Annotated in this window: 2 protein-coding genes; both read left to right on the top strand. The window is 73.8% G+C overall.

What is annotated here, in order from left to right; all coding sequences use genetic code 11:
* The coding region (locus tag HW445_RS29400; protein WP_180223865.1) for a helix-turn-helix domain-containing protein at positions 1–341 on the top strand (341 nt) is incomplete at its 5' end.
* Between the two features lie 129 nt (positions 342–470).
* Positions 471–1,827 (top strand): diaminopimelate decarboxylase (locus HW445_RS29395; protein WP_308800137.1); only part of this gene is annotated, 1,357 nt, incomplete at its 3' end.

Genomic DNA, 1,827 nt, shown 5'->3' with positions numbered 1-1,827 from the left:
TCGCCGGGACGGCACAGGCCGTGACCGCGCTGCGCTTCCTCGACGCCGCACGGCCCGTGTGGCACGAACACGGGGGAGCGGTGCGCGACCTCCTGCGGGCCGACCTCGCCGCAGGCGGCGACCTGGTCCGCTCCCTCGCCGCCTTCCTCGACGCCTCCGGTGACGTCCCACGCGCCGCCGCACGGCTGACACTCCACCCCAACACCCTGCGCTACCGTCTGCGCCGGGCCCGTGAACGTTTCGGCATCGACCTGGACGACCCGGACACCCGGCTCGTGGTCGCCCTGGCCGTCCGCCTGGAGGCGACCGGAGACGATTCCTCAGCCCATCCGCCGATCTGACCCGGTACGCCCGGTAGTTGTCCTCCGGCACAACGGGCGCGGGCTCCTTCGGACCCACGGACAAAGACCAGGGCCCGTGGTCGGGTCCACCCTTTTGTCACTCCCCGCCCCTCCCCGAAGGCCGTGACCGTGACCTTGCGTGCGAACTCCCTCCCCGACCGCCCCGACGGCCCTCCGACCGCGACCACCGGCGACCGGACCGGAGCCGTCCTGCGCCACGCCCTCGCCCAGGGACTGCTGTCCGCCGAGCAGCCCGTCGCCGGCTTCCTCGACGTCGACCACATCCGGCAACAGGTCGCCTCCCTGCGGACCGCGTTCGCCGGGGCGCCCGACGTGCTGCACACCTTCGCCGCCAAGGCCGCCTCGCTCGTGCCGGTCCTGCGGCTGCTCGCCGAGGACGGCATGGGCTGCGAGGTCGCCAGCCCCGGCGAACTGCGCCTGGCCCTCGACGCCGGCTTCGAGCCCGCCAGGATCGTCCTCGACTCGCCCGCCAAGACCCGCACCGAGATCGCCGAGGCGCTCCGGCTGGGCGTCGCCCTCAACGCGGACAACCTCGACGAACTGGAGCGGATCGACGCCCTGCGCGCACCCGGCTGCTCCTCGGTCATCGGCCTGCGCGTCAATCCGCAGGTCGGCGGCGGCGCCATCGGCGCGATGAGCACGGCCACCGCCACCTCCAAGTTCGGCGTCGCCCTGCGCGACGAGGGAGCCCGCGAGCGGGTCGTCGAGGCCTTCGCCCGCCGGCCCTGGATGACCCGGCTGCACGCCCACGTCGGCTCCCAGGGCTGCCCGTTGGAGCTGATCGCCGAGGGGATCGCCGCGACCCACCGGCTCGCCGAGGAGATCAACACGGTCCTCGGCCGCCGCCAGATCACCAGCCTCGACATCGGCGGCGGACTCCCGGTCAACTTCACCGACGACACCGTCCGCCCCACCTACCAGGACCACACGGCGGCACTGCGCACCGCCGTGCCCGAGCTGTTCGACGGCCGCTACGCGCTCGTCACCGAGTTCGGCCGCTCACTGCTCGCCAAGAGCGGTTTCATCGCCGCCCGCGTCGAGTACGTCAAGGAGGCCGGCGGACGCCGGATCGCCGTCACCCACGCCGGAGCCCAGACCGCCACCCGCACCACCCTGATGCCCGACGCCTGGCCGCTGCGCGTCGGCGCCTTCGACGCCGACGGGCACCCCAAGCGGACCCCGCTCCGCGTCCAGGACGTCGCCGGTCCCTGCTGCTTCGCCGGCGACGTTGTCGCCACCGGCCGCGAACTGCCCCTGCTGGAGGAGGGCGACCACGTCGTCCTCCACGACACCGGCGCCTACTACTTCTCCACCCCCTGGGCCTACAACAGCCTGCCCCGCGTGGGCGTCCACGGATACCGCACCGACGGCACCCAGGTGCACAGCGCCCCCGTCCGCGACCCGCAGACCCTCGACGAGATCGCCGCGGAGAGCGGCGCCCGCCACGCGGCAGGCCTCGTCACCC

The organism is Streptomyces sp. UH6 (assembly GCF_013421635.1).
GTDB classification, from domain to species: Bacteria; Actinomycetota; Actinomycetes; order Streptomycetales; family Streptomycetaceae; genus Streptomyces; species Streptomyces abyssomicinicus.
This window is presented reverse-complemented; position numbering and strand designations above follow the sequence as displayed.